The sequence below is a fragment of the Cupriavidus sp. CuC1 genome, from assembly GCF_044627735.1.
Classification (GTDB): domain Bacteria; phylum Pseudomonadota; class Gammaproteobacteria; order Burkholderiales; family Burkholderiaceae; genus Cupriavidus; species Cupriavidus ulmosensis.
Genome location: NZ_JBIUHC010000363.1, coordinates 1 through 1,562 on the forward strand (window position 1 = coordinate 1; position 1,562 = coordinate 1,562).

1 protein-coding gene and 2 pseudogenes are annotated in these 1,562 nt (G+C 57.2%); 1 reads left to right on the forward strand and 2 read right to left on the reverse strand.

The genetic code is table 11. From position 1 onward, the window contains the following. Positions 1-465 precede the first annotated feature (465 nt). Positions 466-749, reverse strand: a pseudogene (locus ACGLHR_RS51640) (helix-turn-helix domain-containing protein); the annotation flags it as partial. 70 nt (positions 750-819) lie between these two features. Here ACGLHR_RS51640 and ACGLHR_RS51645 point away from each other — a divergent pair. Next, positions 820-984, forward strand: a complete 165-nt coding sequence (locus ACGLHR_RS51645; protein ID WP_400103863.1) for a helix-turn-helix domain-containing protein — start codon at positions 820-822, stop codon at positions 982-984. 296 nt (positions 985-1,280) lie between these two features. On the opposite strand, the pseudogene ACGLHR_RS51650 reads toward ACGLHR_RS51645, so the two are convergent. After that, positions 1,281-1,469, reverse strand: a pseudogene (locus ACGLHR_RS51650) (hypothetical protein); the annotation flags it as partial. Positions 1,470-1,562 lie beyond the last annotated feature (93 nt).

Here is a 1,562-nt window from a genome sequence, read left to right on the forward strand (position 1 = left end):
ATTGTGAAAAATAGGCGGCACATCAACCATAGAGCGGGAAGTCTTGCCGCTTGTGCGGTTAGTACTTCAGCAGCCTGCTAGGCGGAAGCTAGTTATCAATCCACACGAGAAGAACGCTGCCTTCGGAAACACTTCCGTCTTCTGCAGGTGTAGCTATCGGTTTCAGGTGGCGAGTGGGGCGATATCCCGCCGCCGTCGCATCTTGATTGGCAAGTTCTATGAGCGCACCGGTGACGAATCGTCAGTTCAGGACAGGGAAACTGCCCGGCTGCGATGGCCATCCATATCGCACTTCGCACCCTAGCAAGCCCGCAACCTCTTCAATGGAATAGGGGCGCGAAGAACGACACCTTTATGTCGAGAAGTACTGTCTCAGAAGGCCATTTGTGTTTTCGTTCGAGCCGCGTTGCCACGGATGCTGAGGATCGCAGAAGTAGACCTTGATGTCCGTGGCCACGGTGAAACGCTAATGGTCGAGGGCGCTCGTCCGAGCCGGGCTGCTATTGAACGGATCGAGAGACCAGCAACCATTGAGCGCGATATCTCCTCTCGCTCGGGGAGCGTCAACGCCAACCTGGAGCAGTGTCGTTGCGCTGGTTGAATGCCGCCGGTTTCCGCCAGAATCCGTTTTACGGATGCATGGTTACGATCGAATAGTTGGGCGATATGCTGAAGAGATTCGCCCTTCTGCCAACCCACATCAGCGCCCTCTGGCTTTCCGTGTAGTAGATACGCCGCCTTTGCTTCATTTGCAACACCCCTCACTGCTCACGCAGTCTGTAGTGTGTTGCATCGACCGGTTGAATCCTCAAACTGCTGGTGGACATTCGTATGACGCTCGCGGCGAGTGAATTACGCAACACGGTCGTATCGACCGAGGCCGTCGCGGAGCGGGTCGGCTATCAATCCGTTGCCGCCTTCCGACGCGCCTTTAAGGAACACATGGGTGTGACGCCGGCGGCGTGGCGCCACGCTGGACACTAACGGCTGATGCAAGCAGTCGCAACTCGAATATGCTGAATCGGATATACGGTGTGCACATAGCGGTGTTGGACTTGCTGATGTGCTTCAGAAGCCTGCCCGTTGGCAGGCCCTGCACGGCACAGCGACGTAGGGTCACAAAAGGAACGCGCGGCCTTGTTATTCCATCGCACATAATTTGTTAATGCCGTGGAATAAAAACGTCCGGCCTGAACACGCCGGACGTTGTCTATATACCTTGGAGCTACGTACGAAGGCATCATGCATCAGCAGAGGAGCACTTCGTATCGAGCCCGTCCTTACGCCATCGCGCCATCCGTGTACACGTCGCGGGGGCCGATGCGAGCGCCGTCGTAGTACGGACTGCGCGGACCATTGGCATCGTAACGTGCACCGTCAAGATACGGATCGGCCGAGCGGGCCGGAGGTGCCGACACACCCACATGGTCCAGACCCGCGACGATGCGAGCGCCATCTGTGTAGACGTCGCGGGGGCCGATGCGAGGTAAGCGCTAAATCCAGCACACCTTGAGTATTCAAGGAGTTCCGGACTTTGGGCGACGATCAGTCTCGCTCAGGCT